19 protein-coding genes are annotated in these 19,150 nt (G+C 69.1%); 6 read left to right on the top strand and 13 right to left on the bottom strand.

Features of this window, described 5'->3' with window-relative positions; translation table 11 throughout:
- The 9 genes from fadD1 to AC5Y4S_RS27365 are packed head-to-tail and all read right to left on the bottom strand — an operon-like array spanning position 1 to position 8,982.
- Positions 1-1,578, bottom strand: a complete 1,578-nt coding sequence (gene fadD1, locus AC5Y4S_RS27405) for a fatty-acid--CoA ligase FadD1 (RefSeq protein WP_500035704.1) — start codon at positions 1,576-1,578, stop codon at positions 1-3.
- A complete protein-coding gene (locus AC5Y4S_RS27400) occupies positions 1,575-3,173 on the bottom strand; it encodes a flavin-containing monooxygenase (RefSeq protein ID WP_500035703.1) in 1,599 nt (532 codons plus the stop codon). The genes fadD1 and AC5Y4S_RS27400 overlap by 4 nt, the downstream gene beginning before the upstream one ends.
- Positions 3,170-4,129 carry an alpha/beta hydrolase gene (locus tag AC5Y4S_RS27395; protein WP_500035736.1) on the bottom strand — a complete coding sequence of 320 codons (960 nt, stop codon included), beginning with the start codon at positions 4,127-4,129 and terminating at the stop codon, positions 3,170-3,172. The genes AC5Y4S_RS27400 and AC5Y4S_RS27395 overlap by 4 nt, the downstream gene beginning before the upstream one ends.
- Positions 4,130-4,152: 23 nt before the next feature.
- Positions 4,153-4,560 carry a Zn-ribbon domain-containing OB-fold protein gene (locus AC5Y4S_RS27390; RefSeq protein ID WP_500035702.1) on the bottom strand — a complete coding sequence of 136 codons (408 nt, stop codon included), beginning with the start codon at positions 4,558-4,560 and terminating at the stop codon, positions 4,153-4,155.
- Between the two features lies 1 nt (position 4,561).
- On the bottom strand, positions 4,562-5,764 hold the full coding sequence (locus AC5Y4S_RS27385; RefSeq protein ID WP_500035701.1) for a thiolase family protein: 1,203 nt from the start codon (positions 5,762-5,764) through the stop codon (positions 4,562-4,564).
- On the bottom strand, positions 5,761-6,204 hold the full coding sequence (locus AC5Y4S_RS27380) for a MaoC family dehydratase (RefSeq protein ID WP_068137228.1): 444 nt from the start codon (positions 6,202-6,204) through the stop codon (positions 5,761-5,763). Before AC5Y4S_RS27380 ends, AC5Y4S_RS27385 begins: the two co-directional genes overlap by 4 nt.
- Before the next feature lie 7 nt (positions 6,205-6,211).
- The gene (locus tag AC5Y4S_RS27375) at positions 6,212-6,712 is read right to left on the bottom strand and encodes a MaoC family dehydratase (protein ID WP_500035700.1); all 501 of its coding nucleotides are present in this window, start codon (positions 6,710-6,712) and stop codon (positions 6,212-6,214) included.
- Positions 6,705-7,814 (bottom strand): acyl-CoA dehydrogenase family protein, encoded by a 1,110-nt coding sequence (locus AC5Y4S_RS27370; protein ID WP_500035699.1) that lies wholly within the window; start codon positions 7,812-7,814, stop codon positions 6,705-6,707. The genes AC5Y4S_RS27375 and AC5Y4S_RS27370 overlap by 8 nt, the downstream gene beginning before the upstream one ends.
- Positions 7,804-8,982 carry an acyl-CoA dehydrogenase family protein gene (locus tag AC5Y4S_RS27365; protein WP_500035698.1) on the bottom strand — a complete coding sequence of 393 codons (1,179 nt, stop codon included), beginning with the start codon at positions 8,980-8,982 and terminating at the stop codon, positions 7,804-7,806. The genes AC5Y4S_RS27370 and AC5Y4S_RS27365 overlap by 11 nt, the downstream gene beginning before the upstream one ends.
- Positions 8,983-9,142: 160 nt before the next feature.
- On the opposite strand from AC5Y4S_RS27365, the gene AC5Y4S_RS27360 reads away from it, so the two are divergent.
- The 5 genes from AC5Y4S_RS27360 to AC5Y4S_RS27340 all read left to right on the top strand — a co-directional run bounded on the left by AC5Y4S_RS27360 (position 9,143) and on the right by AC5Y4S_RS27340 (position 12,449).
- Positions 9,143-9,751 carry a TetR/AcrR family transcriptional regulator gene (locus tag AC5Y4S_RS27360; protein ID WP_500035697.1) on the top strand — a complete coding sequence of 203 codons (609 nt, stop codon included), beginning with the start codon at positions 9,143-9,145 and terminating at the stop codon, positions 9,749-9,751.
- On the top strand, positions 9,748-10,572 hold the full coding sequence (locus AC5Y4S_RS27355; protein WP_500035696.1) for a hypothetical protein: 825 nt from the start codon (positions 9,748-9,750) through the stop codon (positions 10,570-10,572). The genes AC5Y4S_RS27360 and AC5Y4S_RS27355 overlap by 4 nt, the downstream gene beginning before the upstream one ends.
- 54 nt (positions 10,573-10,626) lie before the next feature.
- Complete coding sequence (locus tag AC5Y4S_RS27350) at positions 10,627-11,196, top strand: carboxymuconolactone decarboxylase family protein (RefSeq protein WP_500035695.1); 570 nt, start codon at positions 10,627-10,629, stop codon at positions 11,194-11,196.
- A 2-nt stretch (positions 11,197-11,198) separates the two neighbouring features.
- Positions 11,199-12,185 (top strand): hypothetical protein, encoded by a 987-nt coding sequence (locus AC5Y4S_RS27345; protein ID WP_500035694.1) that lies wholly within the window; start codon positions 11,199-11,201, stop codon positions 12,183-12,185.
- Positions 12,186-12,284: 99 nt separating this feature from the next.
- Positions 12,285-12,449: a hypothetical protein gene (locus tag AC5Y4S_RS27340; protein ID WP_193376463.1), complete on the top strand. Its 165-nt coding sequence runs from the start codon at positions 12,285-12,287 to the stop codon at positions 12,447-12,449.
- A 91-nt stretch (positions 12,450-12,540) separates the two neighbouring features.
- On the opposite strand, the gene AC5Y4S_RS27335 is transcribed toward AC5Y4S_RS27340, so the two are convergent.
- Both AC5Y4S_RS27335 and AC5Y4S_RS27330 read right to left on the bottom strand, forming a co-directional pair.
- Positions 12,541-15,261 (bottom strand): ATP-binding cassette domain-containing protein, encoded by a 2,721-nt coding sequence (locus AC5Y4S_RS27335; RefSeq protein WP_500035735.1) that lies wholly within the window; start codon positions 15,259-15,261, stop codon positions 12,541-12,543.
- A gap of 223 nt (positions 15,262-15,484) precedes the next feature.
- Entirely contained in the window at positions 15,485-16,519 is a 1,035-nt protein-coding gene (locus AC5Y4S_RS27330) for an alpha/beta hydrolase (RefSeq protein ID WP_500035693.1), read from the bottom strand.
- Between the two features lie 156 nt (positions 16,520-16,675).
- Between AC5Y4S_RS27330 and AC5Y4S_RS27325 the strand changes: the two genes are divergently transcribed.
- Positions 16,676-17,521, top strand: a complete 846-nt coding sequence (locus AC5Y4S_RS27325; RefSeq protein ID WP_500035692.1) for an SDR family NAD(P)-dependent oxidoreductase — start codon at positions 16,676-16,678, stop codon at positions 17,519-17,521.
- Between the two features lie 5 nt (positions 17,522-17,526).
- On the opposite strand, the gene AC5Y4S_RS27320 is transcribed toward AC5Y4S_RS27325, so the two are convergent.
- A complete protein-coding gene (locus AC5Y4S_RS27320) occupies positions 17,527-18,030 on the bottom strand; it encodes an isoprenylcysteine carboxyl methyltransferase family protein (protein ID WP_500035691.1) in 504 nt (167 codons plus the stop codon).
- A 10-nt stretch (positions 18,031-18,040) separates the two neighbouring features.
- The gene (locus AC5Y4S_RS27315; RefSeq protein WP_500035690.1) at positions 18,041-19,147 is read right to left on the bottom strand and encodes a type III polyketide synthase; all 1,107 of its coding nucleotides are present in this window, start codon (positions 19,145-19,147) and stop codon (positions 18,041-18,043) included.
- Positions 19,148-19,150: the final 3 nt, after the last annotated feature.

Here is a 19,150-nt window from a genome sequence, read left to right as displayed (position 1 = left end):
TCACGGCGTCACGCTGTAGGTGGTGCCGCGCGCCGCGCGGGTCCACAACACCCCATCCTGCGCGGTGATGCCGGCGGCGATCAACTCCCGTTTGAGGATCTTGTTGGTAGCGGTCGCGGGCAGGTCGTCGTTGATCCGCACGTAGCGCGGCCACGCCTTGGGCGACAGGTCGGGCTGCGAGGCGAGGAACTTCTCGAAATCTGCTGGCTCCAACGGGGTTTCGTCGCGGAGCACGAGTGCGGCCATCACCTGGTCGCCGACCCGCTCGTCGGGCACCGCATAAACCGCGACCTGGCCGACCTGCGGTAGCCGTTCCAGGATCCGCTCGATCGGCGCGGCCGCCAGGTTTTCGCCGTCCACCCGCATCCAGTCCGCGGTGCGCCCGGCCAGATAGATCCAGCCGTCGGCGTCGCGGTAGGCCAGATCGCCCGACCAGTACATGCCGTGCCGGATGCGCTCGGCCGTCGCGGCGGGATCGTTGTAGTAGCCGGTGAACGGTCCGGCGCCCTGGGTGTTGACGAGTTCGCCGACGGCCTCGTCGAAGTTTGTCAGCGCGCCGTGCTCGTCGAACTTCGCGACCGCGCACTCGGTCAGGGTTCGCGGGTTGTAGATGCCGACTCCCGGGTAGGGCTTGCCGATCGAGCCGAGCGGGGCGCCGTCCTCGCGCACCACGATCACCGCGAACTCGCTGGAGCCGAAGCTGTCGATGACGCGGCATCCGAAACGCCGTGCGAATTCGTCGATGTCGCGATCGGTCGCCTCGTTGCCGAACGCGATCCGCAGCGAGGTGTCGGCGTCGTCGGGACGTTCGGGCGTGGCAAGGATCAGCGCGAGCGGCTTGCCGACGTAGTTCAGGTAGGTCACCTGGTAGCGCCGCACGTCGTCGATGAAACGCGACGGGGAGAACTTGGCCGGCACCATGGTGGCGCCGCTGCCGATGGCGACCGCCCAGCCAGCGGCGATCCCGTTGGAGTGAAACAGCGGCATGGCCAGGTAGCAGACGTCCGCGGCGGTGACGTCGTACTGCCAGATCAGGCTGGTTCCGCACATGATCGCCATGCCGTGCGCGAATCGGACGGCCTTGGGGTCGCCGCTGGTGCCGGAGGTGAAGATCATCATCAGGGTGTCCGCGGCGGTGACCTCGCGATGCGGAACGAGGGCCGGGGCCGCGGCCACCGCGTCGGCGTAGCGCGTCGAGCTCACGTCGATGACCTGAATCCCGTTGAGCGCCAGGCCTTCCAGCAGGGGCAGGTGCTCGCCGTCGACGAGCAGGATCTGGCAGTCGGATCGGCGGATGTCGGCGAGCAGCCCCGGCCCACGCCGGGTGGTGTTGATCCCGCACAACACGTAGCCGCCCAGCGCGGCGGCGGCCATGGCGCGCAGCATCGCCGGGGAGTTGGTGAGCAGCGCGCCAACGTGCAGCGGACGGGCCGGGTCGGCGAGGCCGATCAGCGCGGCCGCCTCCGCCTCGGCTTCGGCGAGGTGTTGCCGCCAGGTCCACGTCCGGTCGCCGTGGGCGACCGCCGGCGTGTCGTCGTTGCGGCGCTGGCGTAGCAGCTGCTGCACAGTCTCGGTCATCGGGTGGTCAGCACCAGCCCGGCATAGTTCCGACTGGCCACCGCGTCGCAGTGCCGCCGGTAGTTACCGAATCCCCCGGCGTAGGGCATGAATACGCGCTTCTTGCCTTCGATGTTGGCGCCCAGGTACCACGACGACGCGGCCTTGGGGAACAGCGTCTGGTCAGCGGCCTGTGCCACGTGGCGGGTCCAGGCCTCGGCGGCGTCGCGGCGCGGTTCCACCTCGCTGAGGCCGAGTCGGCGGGCGGTCAGCATCAGCTCGATCACCCAGTCGATCTGCACCTCGGCATGCAGCACCATGTTGGCCAGCACCGATGGGCTGCCGGGCCCGCTGATGGTGAACAGGTTGGGCAGGCCGGGCACCATCAGGCCGAGAAATGTCAGCGGGCCGTCGGCCCAGACGCCGCGCAGCCGCACTCCCCCGGGCCCGCTCGGGTCGATCCGGGTCAGCGCGCCGGTCAGCGCGTCGAAGCCGGTCGCGAAGACCAGCACGTCGCACGGGTAGGTGGCTTCGCTGGTTCGCACGCCCTCACCGGTGATGGATTCGATGGGCTCGCGGCGCAGGTTCACCAGCCAGACGTTGTCGCGGTTGAACGTCGCGTAATAGCCTGCGTCGGTACAGATCCGCTTGGTCCCGATCGGGTGGTCGACCGGGATGAGATCGGCGGCGACGACGGGATCGTGCACGATTTCCCGGATGCGTTCCTCGGCGAATTCCCTGGCGATGTCGTTGGCCGCCGGGTCGCTGTTCTGGTCGGGGAACGTCTTGGCGAACAGCACGCCGCCCTCGCGCCAGCGCCGCCACAGGGCATCGACGCGCTCGGGCGGTTCGGTGTCGACCGCCTTCTTGTGGTAGGTGCCGTGCGGCGTGCCCGCCGAGGCGTAGGCCGAGAGCCGGCGGCGCTCCGGATACTCCTCCCGGATCTGTTGCTGTTCCTCGGGTGACCATGGGCGGTTGGGCATCGGGATGCTGTAGTTCGCCGAGCGCTGGAACACCACCAGCCGCTCGGCCTCGGCGGCGATGACCGGAACCGCTTGAATGCCAGACGAACCCGTGCCGATCAGCCCCACCCATTTGCCGCGCAGGTCCGGATCCTCGTCTGGCCACTCGGCCGTGAAGTACACCTCGCCGGCGAAGTCGTCGATGCCGGGAATGGCGGGGCGGTTGACCGCCGACAGGCAGCCCGTGGCGCACAACAGATAATGCGCGGCGTGCTCCTGGCCGCCGGAGGTGCGGACGTGCCAGCGCCCGTCGTCCTGGTCGAAGGCGGCGCCGACCACGTTGACGCCGAACCGGTAGTGGCGGCGCAGGTCGAATCGGTCGGCCACGTGGCGCAGGTAGGCCAGGATTTCCGGCTGCGCGGCGAAGCGTTCCGTCCAGGTCCAGCTCTGCTGCAGTTCCTCGTCGAATGAGTATGAGTAGTCGACGCTTTCGACGTCGCACCGCGCGCCCGGGTAGCGGTTCCAGTACCAGGTGCCGCCGACGTCTGGGGCCGCCTCGATGCCGATCACCGACAGCCCCGCCGCGGCCGCCCGGTGCACGGCGTACAGCCCGGCGAACCCCGCGCCGATGACGATGACGTCGCTATCGGTCATGTCGCCTCGCAACGCGTCGGCGCGAGGAGCCCGCGCAGGTCGCCGCAGATCATCTCGCGCGCCGGGGCGGCCGGCGGAAAGGATTGAATCGTCATGAAGCCGTGGAACAATCCCGGGAAATCGCGATGCACGACCGGTACCCCGGCGCTGCGCAGGCGGTGCGCATAGTGGCATCCCTCGCTGTGCAGCGGATCCAGCCCGGCGGTCGCGATCACCGCGGGGGGCAGGTCCGCGTGAGAATCCGTTCGGGCGGGCGCCACCAGGTAGGGCGGGTCGACGAGCTTGTCGGCGCCGAGGTATTGCCGCCAGTACCACTGCATCGCGGCGCGGGTGTTGAAGTATCCGGTGCCGTAGCGGTGGTAGCTGTCGGTGTCGAACGACGGGTCGATGGCCGGGTAGAGCAACAGCTGGGCGGCCGGCGGGGAGACGCTTCGTTCGCGGCACAGGATCGCGGTGACGGCCGCCAGGTTCCCGCCGGCGCTGTCGCCGGCGACCGCCGTCCGCGCGGGGTCGATGCCGAGCCCGCCCGCGTGTTCCACCACCCAGCAGAACGCGGCGAAGGCGTCGAGCGCGGCGGCGGGTGCGGGGTGTTCGGGGGCCAGGCGGTAGCCGACGGAGACGACGACGGCTTGGGCGCCGCGCGCCAGGGCGCGACAGAAGCCGTCGTGGGACTCGATGTCGCAGAACACGAATCCGCCGCCGTGGTAGAAGACGATCCCGGGGCGGCGGCCGAACAGCTCGCCGTGCGGGTGATAGATCCGTACCGGGATGGCGCCCGCGGGGCCCGGGATCGCGTGGTCGATGGTGTCGCGAACGTCCCCGAGATTGTCGACGGGCACCCGTCGCTGGGCGACCGCGGCGCGCGCTTCGGGTCCGGTCATCGCCTCGACGCGCGGGAATCCGTCGTTCAGTTCGCGCAGCATCGCCTGCACGACGCCATCGATCGGGTCGTCCATGGTGGCCTCCGCCGCTGCGCCGGTCACGCCGGCCGATACTTCAGCAAGGTGATTCCGCTCTCGGGCAGATCGTAAAACACCGGCGCAACCCGCATTCCGATTCGGATGTCGGCCGGGTCGATGTCCACCAATTCGGTGCTGACCCGTGGCCCGGCGTCCCAAGCCACCACCGCGGGGAGTTGCGGCAGGGCGTCGGCCCAGGGCGGGCCGGTGGGCCGGCGCGCGACGGTGAACGTGTACAGCGTTCCGGCGCCGTCGATTTCGCGCCATTCCAGGTCGTCGGCAAGGGAACCGGGGGCCAGGCTGCGCGGGTAGAAGACGTGGCGTTGCAGCGACGGCGAGTACTGCACCAGGATTCGGTGCTGGCGCAGGCCGTCCCAGAAAGGTTGAGAGACCGGCGTGGGCTCGGGCACGGGGTATTCGGCGGTCACGCTAGTCCCCCCGGATCAGCAGGGCGACCTGCTCGCTCATGATCCCGCCGTTGCCGGTGATGAACCCGACGTCGCAGCCGGGCACCTGTGCATCGCCGGCCCGGCCCATGACCTGACGCGCCCCGTCCACGACGTGGTGCATCCCCCCGGCCATCCCGGCCTGACCGAAGGACAGTTGACCGCCCGCGGTGTTGAGGGGGAAATCGCCGCGGTAGGTGAGATCGTGGTCGCTGACCCAGGACATGCCTTGGCCTTTGGCGCAGAAGCCGGCGTCCTCCAGGCTCATCAGCACCGTGATGGTGTAGCAGTCGTAGATCGAAGCGACGTCGACGTCGGACCGGTCCAGCCCCGCCATCGCGAACGCCTTCTCGGCGGCGCGCGCGATCGGCGTGCGCAGCAGGTCGTCGGCGTAGGTCGGGGTCTTGAAGGCGATGTGCTCACCGAAGCCCCTGACCCAGACGGGGCGGTTGCGGCTTCGGCGCGCGATGTCGGCGTTGGCGATCAGGACCCCGGCTCCCCCGTGCACCCGCATCACCGTCTCGAGCATGTGGATGGGATCGGCGATCATCGGGCTGGCGAGAACGTCGTCCACGGTGATCGGGGTTCCGTGGAACACGGCGCCCGGATGCGCGCAGGCGTTGGCGCGCTGGTCGACCGCGATCTTGGCGACGGCGGCCGCGTCATAACCGAACTCGGCCGCGTAGCGCCGGGCGATCTGCGCGTAGGGGGCGTTCTGGCCGACGTTGCCGTACGGGATCTCGAACTCGGCCTGCGGGGAGCCGTAGGCGTTCGACGACGCCCCATACCAATTCGGTGCGGGCGGCGGCCGCCGTTGGGACTGCGGCAGGGCGGCCGACCCCGGGACGACGGCCAGCGCCGCGTCGCAGATGCCGAGCTCCACGGCCGCCGCGGCGCGCCACACCATTCCCGCCGAGGTGGCTCCGCCGAGGTCCACCCGCTCGCCGAAATCCAGTGCCATGCCGAGGTATTCGCACAGCGTGGCCGGCGCGAACATCGCCGATTCGGCCACCCCGTGGGTGAGCAGGCCGTTGACGCAGCCGGGGTCGACGCCCGCGTCCTCGATGACCAGCTTCGCCAACAGCGCGTACTGGTCGAGGGTGAACCGTGGCGGCCCGGTCGGGCGCCGTTCGGCGGGCAGCTCGGCGATCCCGATGATCGCCGCTTTCCCGCGCAGCCCGGTCACGACGGCGTTCCGCGTCGGGGCAGCTCGACGGTCGCGGTTCCGGGCATCAGCACGGTGTCGTCGCGGCGGCCGGCGATCTCGAGATCCAGGAGGCCCGCGCCGCTCTCGGCGAGGCGCTTACCCGTCACCTCGCCGCCGAAGCTGAGTGGCTGGCCGGGATAGGCGACGGCGCGGTTCTGTACAGAGAAGGACACCAGGCGGCCGCGTCCGCCGATCCAGTCGCCGATCGCGCGGGCTAGCAGTGCCGCCTGCAGTGGCCCGTGCACGAGCACGTCGTCGTAGCCCTCGACGGTGCGGGCCCACTCCTTGTCGTAGTGGATGCGGTGGCCGTTGTAGGTGGCGGCGCTGAAGAAGAACAGCTGCGTTTCGTCGACGGTGACCGTCAGCGTGGGCATCCGGTCGCCGACGGCGACGTCCTCGTAGAACACCTGGTCGGTCATGGCGCTCCTAGGGCCGCGCGATCATCGACGTCGACGCTTCGGCGACGAGATCGCCGTGCTGGTTGCGGTAGACGGTGTGCCAGCTGACCAGGACGAATCTTCCTGAGCGGCCCTGCTTTTCGACGATGGATTCGATGGTGCGGACCATCTCGATCTCGTCGCGGTGGTAGGCGGGCAGGTGGAAGGTGAAGCTCTCGCCGCCGGCCATCCGCTTGGGGGCGCGCGGAAAGGCGAGGCTGCCCGAGGCGGCACCGGAGGATCCGTCGGGGCGCAGCCCGTCCAGCCGCGTGACACCCAGGACGGCGTATTGCAGGAACAGCGGGGGGCAGATGATGTCGCGAAAGCCGTTGTCCCGGGCGTACTCCGGATCGAACCATAACGGGTTGCGGTCACCGACCGCCGCGGCCCAGCGCTGCCAATCGCGCCGGTTCACCTCGCCCGTGGCGGACGCGGCGACGGTGCCGACGCGCGATGCCGATTCGGCGTCGATCAAGCTGTCCTCACTCATTCATGCTCTCCTCCAGCCATGCCGCCGCGACGTCGGCGCCGCCGCCGAGCGTCGACCCCAGCCGCGCCCGTTCGCTCCACAGGTGCAGGTCGGTTTCCGTGACATAGCCCATCCCGCCGTGCAATTGGTGGGCGTCCCGGGTGATCAGCCGGGCCGCGGCGGCGGCGTGCATGCGCGCGATCGCCGTTTGCCGGGTGGCCAGCTGACCGCGCGCCAGCCAGAAGACCGCGGAGTGCGCGGCCAATCGTGCCGCGGCCAAGGCGATGTGCATGTTGGCGACCAGGTGCTGGGCCGCCTGGAACGACGCGATCGGTCGGCCGAATTGGTGGCGCAGCTTGGTGTATTCGACGGTGCGATCCAGCACGGCCTGCCCGACCCCAACCAGGTCGAGGGATCCCAGCGCCATCGCGGTGTTGGCTACGCGCCGCAGGGCCGTCCGGTCGACGTCGCCGAGCACCGCGTCGGCGCCGACGACCGCGGCGTCGAAGCGCACCGTGCAGGCCCGGTGGCCGCCGGCCATGGCGAGCGGCTCGACGGTCACGCCGCTCGCATGCGCGTCCGCGACGAAGACCAGCGTGCGCGCGCCGGCGGCGGCCGACACCACGACGACGTCGGCGACGTCGGCGTCGCTGACGTAGTCCGCCGTGCCGGTGAGCCGCCAGCCACCGGTCGAGTCGGGTTCGGCGCCAAGCACCGGGGTGATGACGGCGGCGTCGCGGGCGTTCCACAGCGCGGTCGCGCCGCGAACGCTGCCGCTCGTCAGCCGCGGCAGCCACTCGGCCTTGGCGGGTTGGCGGCCAAGCTGATCGATCGCCAACGCGGCCTGGATCGTGCTTTGCGCCGTCGTCGGGCACAGGGCGCGCCCCGCCTCCGTGTAGAAGACGGCGAGATCTTCGGCCGACCCCCCGGAACCGCCGTGCTGCTGCGCGATCGCCAGCCCGAAGACACCGGCGTCGGCCAACGCCTTCCACAGCGCGGGGGTGCGTGGGTCCGCGCCGGGATCGGTCAGGCCGCGAACCAGGCTGATCGGGCTCTCCGCGGCCAGCAGCGCGCGCAACGTTGCGGCGAACTCGCGCCGCTCGACGGTCGGCCTAACGTCCATACGACGGCATCCCGTGGCCGCGCTGGGCGATGATGTCGCGCAGGACTTCGTTGGTGCCCCCACCGAACCGCATCAGCGGGGCGGCCCGGTAGAGCCGTTCGAACTTGCCAGCCAGCGGCGAGTCCGGGCCGCGATGCGCCAGCAGGCCGTCCGGCCCGAGCAGATCGAGCGCCAATTCGGCGATGCGCTGGCGCAACTCGCTGGTGAAGACCTTCTCGACGCTGACCTCGACGGTCGGGATAACGCCGCCGTCCAGGATCGAGGCGGCCTCGTAGCCCATCAGCGTGGCCGCCTCCACGTCGGCCTCGACTCGCGCCAGGCGGCGGCGCAGCGCCCCATCCCGCACGGGTACCGAGCCGTCGCGGCGCGGGCTTCGCGCAAGGGCGTGCAAGTCGTCGACGGCGCGGCGCAGATCGCCGGCGTTGGTCAGCGCACCGCGCTCCAGGTCGAGGGCGCCGGTGATGTAGGTCCAGCCCCGGTTGACCTCGCCGATCAGGTTGGTGACGGGGACGCGCACGTCGCGGAAGTGCACCTCGTTGGTGCGATAGCCCGACCACGCGTACAGCGGGCGGATTTCGACGCCCGGGCTGTCGATCGGCACGATGATGACCGAAATCCCCCGGTGGCGCGCGGCATTCGGGTCGGTGCGCACGCACAGCCACTCGTGGGTGGCGCGCTGGGCGCCGCTGTTCCAGGTCTTGGTGCCGTTGATCACCCAGTCCCGCCCGTCGCGCGTCGCGCGGGTGCGCAGGCTGGCGAGGTCGGTGCCCGCGTCGGGCTCGGAATAGCCGACCGCACAAATCATTTCGCCCCTGGCGATCGGTGGCAGCCATTCGGTTTTGTTCCGTTCGGTGCCGTGCCGCATGATCATCGGCGCCACCGACGTGACGGTCAGGTCGGGCCCGGGCACGCCCCAGTATTCGAACTCGCTCATCAACAGGTGCTGGTGCACGGCGCCGAGGCCCAGCCCGCCGTACTCGCGCGGCCAGTTGAGCCCGAACCAGCCCTTTTCGCCGATCTTGCGACGAAACCGGGCCACTTCGCCGTCGGGGAACTCCAGGTCATGCTCGGCGAGTTCGGCCCGCAGTTCCGCTGTGACGTTCTCCTGGAGGAATTCGCGAACCTCGGCCAGCCACGCGCGTTGCCCGGCGTCCAGTTCGAAATCCATCGCGGCCCCTTTGCCCCACATCATGTGACGTGCCCTCCCAGTGTGCTCAGGCACGCCGGCCGGCGCCAGATACCCGTTCCATTGGCCGGGCTTCGATTCGCGCGCCGTTCGCTGACGGTCGTCATTGACGCTCGTCAATGAACCGGGTATGTTCGTTCGCATGCCGTCGGCGACGCAGGTGGTGAGCGCGCGGGAGGCGCAGCGGCTGCAGACGCGCGCCCGCCTGTTCGACGCCGCCGTCGCCGAGATCGGGAGGTCGGGATTGGCGGGCACCGACGTCGCCGCGATCGCTTCGGCGGTCGGCGTGGCGCGGGGCACGTTCTATTTCCATTTCCCGACCAAGGAACACGTGCTGGCCGAGCTGGAACGCGACGAAGAGTCCAAGATCGTGGCGATGCTGGCCACCGAGACCAGTGCGCCCGGCGACCTCAGGTCGATGCTGACGTCGCTGGTGCGCCAGGTGCTCGCGGCCGAGGAGCGGCTGGGTCCGGTCGTCTTCAGGGACATGCTCGGGCTGCACTTCTCCGCGACGCGTCCCATCGAGGACGAGCTCGGCGAGCACCCGCTGGCCGAGTTCGTCATCGCCGCGATCGCCGACGCGCAGGCCGCCGGGCGGGTGTCGCCGGACGCGGACGCCGGCGAACTCGGCGCCATCTTCCTGACCGGGCTGTTCGCATTGCTGGTCACCACGGCAACAGCGCCCCGGTCCCGGGTGGCGCTCCTGGACCGATACGTCAAGACCATCGTCGACGGAATGGAGGCATCATGACCAGCACGGCCATCGAGGGCTATCGGGACTTTCTCGCGCGTCGGGACGGCGACGCGGATCTGCTGCATCGCCGGCTGTCCAGCCGGGAGGAATTCTTCGCGTCGCTGGCGGCCGACCCGGTTCGCTCCAGCCGACCCATCGATCAGCGCGTGTTCCTGCGAAACCTGCGCCGCCGCCGACCCGAGGCGGGGCTCTCCCGCGAGATGTTGTTCCTGTTGGCCACCGCGAAACTGAACCAGGCGGAGCGATTCGGCGTCGACTTGGGCGATACGTACGGGCGGATCGGCGGCGCGGACCAGCCGCCCGAGCGGGTGTATCTGGCGCTCGAGGAGCACTACCACACCCGGCTCTTGAGCTACGTGCTGGACATGTTCGGCCTGCCGTTCCAGGTCGTGGTGCCGCCGTTCGTGATGCGGCAATTCGTCAAGATGGAAGTTTTCCTGCCCGAGCGAATCGGGTTCCCGTTCGTGGGCGCCGGGGAGATGGCGGGCTGCATCATGTTCGACGAGTTGCGCCGGGTGGGCGTCGAGTTGTTCGCCGACGAGCCGGACGTGGCCGCCCGGATCGACCGGCTTTACACCGAGATCCTCACCGACGAGCTGGGCCACGTCGGCTACTGCGCGGCGCGGTGCACCCGCTCGGAGCGGGCGTTAATGCGTTGGCTGTACCCGCTTTTCGGTCGCCTGTTCGCGCGCCAGACCGCTGAGATCAGCCTGCTCACCGACCCCGCGAAGCTGCACGCGCGGCTGCGTGAACCCTTCGACGTCGACGGGCTGGCCGCCGGCGTGCCCAACGAGACCTTCGTCGCGGTGCGCCCCTGAGCCGCAGCACGGCGATCCTGTTTCGACAGCCCGGCACCGCGGTACTTCTGCTCGGTGGATGAGAGATCAGATTTCGGCACATTTGGCCGGTTCGTCGAGACGCCGGTCGGCGAGATGTCGCCGCAGATGAAAGAGGCTTACAACTTCACCCGCGAACTGCGGGGGCTGGTTCCCGGTCCGCACAAGATTTGGCTCGCCAATCCCACGCTGTCGAGGACGATTGTCCCGACCGGCGCCTACTTCCAGCGCGAGTCGACGCTGACGAAGGCCGAGATCGAGATCGCGACCACCCTCGTCAACGCCCGGTGGCGCAGCCCATACGCCAACTACGAACACGAGATCATCGCCGAGCGGGATGGTCGCCTGGACCCGCGGCAGGTCGAAGCGATGATCGCCGGGCTGCCAACGTCTTTCGACGACCCGCGCCAGCAGGTGATCTACGAGCTGGCATCGGCGTTGGTCGCCGCACGCGTCGTGCCGCTCGGCCTCTACCGGCGCGCCAGGGAGTTGCTCGGTGACGCGGGCATCGTGGACGTCACCGTGCTGCTGGGCTGGTTCACCATGGTGTGTATGACGCTGAGCGCCTTCGACGTCCCGGCCAATGCCCAGGGATTGGCGCAATAAGCATGGCCCTGCCCCCACTGCCCGCCGTCACGATGACGCCCGTCGCCTTCTTCCCGCAGCGGTACTTCCTGGAAAACCTCGCCGTGCGCGCCGACGGGTCGATTCTCGTCACCGATGTCGTGCACAAAGAACTCTGGTGGGTTCCGCCCACGGAGCCCGGAGCGGTCGCCGAACCGGTTCTGGTGCACACCTTCGATCACCCGAGCACCGGCATCGCGGAGGTGGCGCCCGACGTGTTCGTCGTCTGCCTCACCGAGGGCTACACCACCCATGAATCGCATTTGGCCCGAATCGATTTCAATGGTTGGGCGCCCGGAGCGTCGGTATCGCCGGAGCTCATGTTCACGTTCGACGACCGCGTCCGCGCCCTGAATGGCAGTTGCTTGCTCGGGCCGAACGTGCTGGCGATCGCGGACTGCTATGCCGGACTGATCTGGCGCGTGGACCTCGCCGATGACGCCCGCAGCGCGACGGCCCGGGTATGGCTCGCCGACGACACGATGGGAGATGATCCCGACAGCGGCGTGCCCCCGCCGCCGCAGCCGGGGGTCAACGGGGTGCGTTACGGCGCGCAGACCGGCTACCTGTACTACACCTCAACCGCGCAGAAGGTGTTCATGCGCGTCCCCGTGGATTCGTCCACGCTCGATCCGGCCGGGGCGCCGCAGTTCGTCGCCGCGATCGATAATGCCGACGACTTCTGCCTCGACGAGGACGCCGGATTCGCTTACGTCACAAAGCATCGCGCCAACACCATCGATCGGGTGCCGCTCGCGCCACGGCACGGCAGCGAGGTCCGCCACATCGCCGGCGACCCGTTCGACGAGACGCTGGTCGGACCGTCAAGCGCCGCGTGGGGGCGTGGTCCCGGCGAGCACGGACGCGTCGCCTTCGTCACGACAGACGGCGGCACCACCGCTCCCCCGCAAGGCATCACGCGCCGGGCCGCGCTGCTGCGCGTCGAGTTGGATCCCGTTCATCAGATGTAAAAACCCTGTCAATCTCCCGTAAAAACGCTTCACCGGGATCGCGGAACGGTGGCCGGGCTGCGAAGATTTTCTCAGCCGCCACGCGTAGAGGAAGAAGCCATGCCCACCCTTGAGACCCGCCTCCGCCAGGAGTTGCGCGATTGCGCCCTTGAGTTACGGCAGCTTGCCTACACGGTGCCGCACGGGGTCGGTGAGCATGCCCTGCTTCAGCTGTCGGACCGGATGCGCGCCGCCGCCGAGCAGGCGGTCCGCAAGGGCGCCTAGGGCTTTGAGCGTGAACCCTGGGCTCTCAGTGTGAAGCCGGCCCCGGACGCACACCGAAAAACGCTAGTGCACCCTCAACCGCCGCTGAGGCTCAGCCGCCCTTGAGCCGAATCTTCCAGCGCACGAAGCCCAGGTACACGGCGCAGAGCAATATCAGCATGCCCATGTCGAACCACCACGCGCCGGCCGTGTGACGCCAATGCGAGTCGTGCGGCGTCTGCGGAACCTTGTCCTGCAGGCTGAGCAGGTCGACGGTGGAGGCCGACGCGGCGAAGCCCCATCTCGCCGGTGTGGCCCAAGACATTTGGTCCAGCCCGAGGCGATCGGTGACCGGAATCATGCCGCCGGAGAACACCAGCTGCGACATCACCGCCACGACCAGCAGCGGCATGATCTGCTCGTTCGACCTGGCAATCGATGACAACACCAGCCCGAGCATCGCCGAGGCGACGGTCGTCATCGCGACGTCGACGAACAGCTCCAGGTTGGGAATGCCCAACGCCACCGCACCCTGCGTCGGGCCGCCCTTCCCGAGGATCGCGATGACGCTTACGATCGCGGACTGAATGACCGCGAACACGGTGTAGACGAACACCTTCGCGAGTAGGTAGGCGGACGTCGACAAGCCGACCGCCTGCTCGCGCAGGAAGATCGCCCGCTCGCCGATCAGATCCCGAATCGTCAGCGCCGTTCCCATGAAGACCGCCCCGACGTTGAGCAGCACCAGAATTTGCGCCGGCTCGGTGGGCGCGGCGCCCATGGGGTTGGGTCTACCGAAGCCCACATCGCCGGGCACCGACATCGACAGCGAGCCCATGATGAACGGCAGCAGCGCCAAAAACACGAAATAGCCGCGGTCGGACACGATCAGGCGCACCTGCCGCCGCGCGATCGTGGAGAACTGCCGGAACAGGCTGGTGTGCGACGGGTCGCCGATCTCGGCGGGTTTCTCCGCCGGCGGTGGCGGCGGGGGCGGTCCCGTGCGCGCCAGGTAGCGGGCCTTCGCGCCGTCGGGGTCGCCCGCGACCGTGCTGAAGATGTCGGCCCAGTTCGTCGTGCCCATCGCCGGGCCGATCTGGCTCGGCGGCCCGCAGAACGCCGTCTTGCCGCCCGGCGCGAGCAGCAGGACCTGGTCGCAGACGTCCAGGTACGTCAGCGAGTGCGTGACCACGAGCACCACGCGACCGGCGTCGGCCAACTGCCGCAGCATGGTCATCACCTGGCGATCCAGGGCCGGGTCCAGGCCGGACGTCGGCTCGTCCAGGATCAGCAGCGACGGCCCCGTCAGCAGCTCCAGTGCCACCGAGGCGCGCTTGCGCTGTCCGCCGGACAGCTTGTCCACCCGGGTGTGCAGGTGCTGGGTCATCTCGAGTTCCTCGAGCACCCGCGCGACTACTTGCGCGCGGTCGTCCTTGGTGGTGTCGGGGGGCAGCCGAAGCTCGGCCGCATACATCAACGCCTGCTGCACGGTCAGCTGCCCGTGCACCACGTCGTCCTGCGGGACCATCCCGATCCTGCTGCGCAGCGAGGCGTATTCGGCGTGAACGTTGTGGCCCTCAAAGGACACCGTGCCCTTGGTGGGGTGCGTGTAGCCGGCCACCAATCGGGCGAACGTCGACTTTCCCGCCCCCGACGGGCCGATCACGGCGGTCAGCGTTCCGGGCTGCGCGCCCAGCGAGATGTCGTCGAGCAGCACCTTGTTGTTCTCGATCGTCCACGTCACCCCGCGCACGTCGAGGCCACCGGTGCGGGTCGCGGTCGCGGACTCGTCGCGCCGGGCCAGCGTGCCGCCGGCGAAAACGAGGTCGATGTTGCCGATCGTGACGACGTCGCCCTCGTGCAGCACGGCCGAATCGACCCGGGTGCCGTTGACGAAAGTCCCGTTGATGCTGCGGTTGTCGTGGATCTCGGTGCCCTGCGGCGTGGGGATCAGGGTCGCGTGGTGGCGCGATGCCAGCACCTCGGGGATGACGATGTCGTTGTCGTTGGCGCGGCCGATCTTGACTGCGCCGGGCATCGACACCAACCCGGTTCGACCCGGCCGCAGGATCTTCATCATCGACGTCGCGATGTTCGCGGCATCGCCGACGCGGCCGGTCTCCCCGCTCGCCGGCTCCGGGACGTGGCCGGTCTCGGACTCCGCGGGCGGCACCTGCATGGGTTGTGCCCGGTAGATCTTCGGCGCCTGCTGCGGTTCGCTGGGCGCCCCCGTCGGGTGTGCAGCGGCCGGCTGCCACGGCTGCGGCCCGCTGGGCGGATAGATCGGCTGCGGCCCGCTGGGGGGATGGATCGGCTGGGGGGCACTGGGCGGATGGACCGGCCTGGGCGCGCTCGGCGGATGGGTCGGCTGGCGGACCGGGGCCGACGGCGACTGCTGCGGCTGGCCGGGCCACGGCGGGCCGACCTGCTGCGGCTGGCTCTGGGGCGCGGGGGCGCTCGGTGTGCCCGCGGTGTAGATCGGTATCGACGTGGTGAGGGGCGGCCGCCCGGCCGAACCCTGGTGCCGGCCGACTTCGAAGGTCAGCGCCGGTCCGTCCGGGTTGCCGATGTTGACCCGCAGACCGTCCTGGATGTCGACGACCGGCACGCGACGGTTGTGGACGTAGAGCCCGTTGAGGCTGCCGTTGTCGATGGCGATCCATCGTCCCTGGTCGAATCGCACGATGAGGTGCGTCCGGGAGATCAGCGGGTGTGCGACGCGGACGTCCGCGCGAAGATCACGCCCGATTACGACGTCGGTGCCTGCGGCGAAGGTGCGCTCCGATCCCTCGTACCGCACGGTCAGCACTGGCGGGGCTGGTGGGCTCACGATGACCAACTGTATCGGCAGCCGGCCCGATTGCAGGCGAACTAGTCAACGCCTGGCACGACCTAGGGTTAGGCGGGACGGCGACGGGGCTGCCGCTGAGAGCGACGGCTTCCACGCGGCAGCAACAGCGGGAGCCGTCCTCCCCGGCCCCGATCTCGAGGAACCCGAACGACGCAAATGACGGCCCGATCCGGGGCCGCCAAAGGCTTCTATCCCTGAATAGCGACTATCCCGCCGCGGCGACACCGTACGGCACGGAGTTCACTTCCCCGGTGACCTCTTTGATGAAATCGCCGAGATAGCGAATGGCCCGTCGGCCTTCCGGCAATACGTCGGCCGCCAACGGGAAGTCGTGAATTTGGCCGTCCCACAGGTGAAGGTCGCAGCGAACTCCGCTGAATTGCAACCGCTCGGCCATCAGCTCGGCGTCGGGAAGCAGTAGTTCGTCGGAGCTCACATGGATGGCGACCGGCGGCAAGGCGGAGAGGTCCGCGTCGACCGGCGACTCGACACGGCGCGCGGACGTGCCGTTGCCCTGCGGAACGCGCACCTCGCCGAGGTACCGGGCGAACATCGAGAGCGCGCCGCGGGTGAACATCGAGCACCGGCGCGCGTTGCGGTGCCGCAGCTTTCGGGCCGGGTCCGCGTCGGTGAACGGCGAGATCGCCGCGACGCCGGCCGGCCTGAGCAGGCCGGTTCGGATGGCGGCGAGCGTGATCATGAAGGCGAGGTATCCTCCAGCCGAGTCGCCCGCCACCACTATTTGGTCCCCGTCGTAGCCGCGGTCCTGCAGCCAGCGGAGTCCGCACATTCCGTCCTCGATCGCGTCGGCGATCTGGTGGGACGGCAGCTTGCGGTATCCGACGGTCAGCACCGCGGCGTCCGCCGCTTTCGACAGACGGGTCACCAGTGATCGGTGGGTGTTGAGGCCGCAGGTCAGGAACGCGCCGCCGTGCAGATAGAGAATCGCCCGGTCGGACGAGACGCCGGGCGCGCGAACCCATTCGGCGGCGCAGCCGTCAAGCCGCACCGTTTCGATGCTCGCCGCGGACGGGAAATGCTGCAGCAAACCGGCCATCTCGTCGACGTACCCCAGCGGCCAATGCAAATTCGGCTGAATGGCCCACGCGCGCACTATGTTCTTGACGATAAGCCGACTGGCCAACGACACCGCAAATGATTGCGGACTGTGTCGATGGTGCACCCGCCTGTTCATTGCCTGGCTTGGCAATATGCGGCGCCGGTCTGGCTTGGTCAGCATTTGTATTCAACTTTCGTAGAGGTAGATCGAATACCCGCCCCAAATCGGCAAAAACGCCCGATGAACCCCGGGCAAATGTTGGCTTCCTCACTGTTTGGTGCCCGCGGAAGTTGGGTAATGCCGTCCGCCGCGACCCGAGTGCCTCAAGATATGACCATGACAGAGCCGATGCAGGCCGGCGCGCTGCTGGCCAACCGGGTCGCGGTGGTGACCGGCGGTGGCGGTGGTATCGGCGCGGCAACCGCACGCCTGTTCGCCCAGCACGGCGCCCGGGTGGTCATCGCCGACATCGACGCCGGCCTCGCCGAGCGAGTCGTCGACGAGATCGCGGCCTCGGGCGGCTCGGGCCTGGCGGCCGTGACCGACGTCCGGGACGAGGGCCAGGTCAGCGCGCTGGCGCGGACCGTGCTGGATCGCTACGGCCGGGTGGACGTGCTGGTCAACAACGTGGGCCACTGGTTGCGGCATCCGGGCGGCTTCGTCGACACCGACCCACACCTGTGGGACGAGCTGTACCGCATCAACCTGCACCACGTTTTCCTCGTCACGCACGCGTTTCTGCCCGCGATGATCGAGCAGCGTGCCGGCTCGATCGTCAACGTTTCATCGGTCGAGGGGTTGCGCGGCTATCCCGAGGATCCGGTTTACGCCGCCTTCAAGGCCGCCGTCATCCATTTCACGCGCAGCCTGGCCGTGCAGGTGGGCCGAGACGGGGTGCGGGTCAACGCGATCGGCCCTGACGTCACCGAATCGCTGCAGGTCCCGTACTCGCAGTGGCTGTCGCCGGACGAGCAAACGCAGTGGCCGCAGTGGGTGCCGGTCGGGCGGATGGGATTACCGGAGGACCAGGCCCGCGTGATCCTCTTCCTCGCGTCGGAGCTGTCGGCGTTCGTCACCGGCCACACCATCCCGACGGACGGCGGCACCGGCGCGGCGGGCGGCTGGTTCCGCTCGTCGCGCCGGGCCGGCCGGGAGTGGACGAACCGTCCCGTCGCCCCCTGACATCGCTAGGCGTAGCCCAAGGCGGCGTTCTCGGCGCGGATCCGCACGGAGAGCACCAGGGCGTTCGCCAGGCTGAACACGATCGCGGTAAGCCACGCCGAATGAACCAGTGGCAGCGCGGCAACCTCCGCCACGACCGCCGTGTAGTTGGGATGACGGACCCATCGGTACAGCCCGTCCCGCACCAGTGGCGCGCCCGGGAGCACGATGAGGCGCGGGTTCCAGCGTTTGCCGAGCACCGCCACACACCGCCAGCGGACGACGGTGCTCAGCACCACGACGGCGAGCATCGGCCATCCCAACCAGGGGACGAACGGGCGGCCCATCGTCCACACCTCGACGATGCACGAAACCAGAAGCAGCGCATGCATGCTCACCATCGCCGGGTAGTGGTCGCGTCCGAATTCCTTGCCCCCGCGCGCGAATGACCACTTGGCGTTGCGCTGGGCGACCGCGAGCTCGACCAACCGCTCGGCGCCGATCGCAACGATGAACAGGTAGTAGTACATGGTCACTCCCTCACCACTGCAGCAGCAGCAACTCGAAGCTGAAGCCCGGACCCATCGCAAGCATCACCCCGAGCGATCCCGCCGGCGGCGGCTGCGCCACCGTGCGGCGCAGGACGTCGAGCACGGACGCCGACGAGATATTTCCGTTCTCCCGCATGGAGTCTCGGCTGTGGGCCACCGCTTCCGGCGGGAGACCCAGTGCGCTCTCGATCGAATCGAGCACCTTCGGACCACCGGGATGGCACACCCAGGTCGAGACATCCGCGATGGACAAATCATGGTCGGCCAGGAAGCCGTCGACCTCTGCGCGCAGATAGTCGTCGGCCATCTTCGGGACGTCGCGCGACATCACCAGCTGAAAGCCGCTGGAACTGACGTTCCAGCCCATGACATCGACGGTCTCGGGAACGACGCGACTGCGCGTCGCCAGGACGTGCGGGCCCCGATCGGCGTTGCGGCCCGGCCGGATTCGGTCGGCGCCGACGGCGACCACCGCGGCCGCGCCGTCGCCGAACAGCGACACACCGATGAGGGCCGGGATCGAGGTGTCGTCACGTTGCAGCGTGAGCGAGCACAGCTCCACCGACAACAGCACGGCCACATCCCCCGCGTAGCCGCGCAGGTAATCGTGGACCCGTGCCATGCCGGCGGCGCCGGCCACGCAGCCGAGCCCGAACAGCGGGACTCGTTTGATGTTGGGCCGCAGCCCGATTCGCGACATCAACCGCGCGTCGATGGTCGGCACCGCTATCCCGGTGCTCGAGACCATCACGATGGTGTCCACCTCGTGTGGTTCGATGCCCGCGGCGGCCAGCGCCGAACGCACCGCACGCTCACCGAGATCGACGGCAACCTCGAGGTAAGTGTCGTTCGCCTCGGTGAATCCGCTCAGCTTCGGGTACCTCGACAGTGGCAGGGCAAGGCTGCGATGGTCGACGCCGGTGGTCTGCGCGAAGCGCATGAAACCCGGCTCCGTGAACTCGGTGAGCTCGCGCGCCACCGCTTCCTGGTCGTAGCGATGCGGCGTGAAGGCCACCGCGGTTCCCGCGATGCGCGGGGCACCGCGCGCGTGGGCGGCGGCGTGGTTCGCGGATGTGGAATACGTTGTTGCTGTCATATC

The organism is Mycobacterium sp. NGS64, assembly GCF_059812245.1.
This window is presented reverse-complemented; position numbering and strand designations above follow the sequence as displayed.